Source organism: Marinobacter lacisalsi, from assembly GCF_042651045.1.
GTDB lineage: Bacteria > Pseudomonadota > Gammaproteobacteria > Pseudomonadales > Oleiphilaceae > Marinobacter > Marinobacter lacisalsi.
In genome coordinates, this window is sequence record NZ_JBHSDI010000002.1 from 1 (window position 1) to 578 (window position 578).

General features: G+C 51.8%; 1 pseudogene. It reads left to right on the top strand.

Annotation, left to right across the window (positions count from 1 at the left end):
* Positions 1–578: pseudogene (locus ACFOZ5_RS03365) on the top strand (DDE-type integrase/transposase/recombinase); the annotation flags it as partial.

Below are 578 nucleotides of genomic sequence, written 5' to 3' on the forward strand. Positions count from 1 at the left end.
AAATGCGCCAGGTTCAATTGGAGCCTGTTAAGGCCCTTGTGCAGCAGGTTCGAAAGCGACTGCCGAGGTTGGGAACGCGGAAGCTGTACTACCTGCTGCACAGAGAATTCCAGACCCTGGGAATCAAGCTTGGTCGAGACGGCCTGTTTGATTACCTTCGCCAGGAACAGTTATTGGTCCGCCCGAAGAAAAATTATACGAAAACAACCAACAGCCGCCATTGGATGAGGAAGCACCCTAACCTGCTGGCAGGGTGTGAACTGCATNATCACTGACGCATTCTCACGCAAAATCGTAGGCCATAACCTCAGTCGTGAGATGAAAGCTTCAGATACGGTTGTCGCATTGAAACAAGCGGTCCGCCATCGAGTGAGCGATCAGCCCCTGATGCACCATTCAGACCGAGGCATTCAATACTGCTCTTCTCTGTACCAGAGCATGTTGCGGAAACATCAGATTCAGCCATCCATGACCGATGGCTATGACTGCTATCAGAATGCGCTGGCTGAAAGGATGAACGGCATCCTGAAGCAGGAATTCCTGATCCACCGGTGCCGAACGTTCAAAGAGCTCGGTGT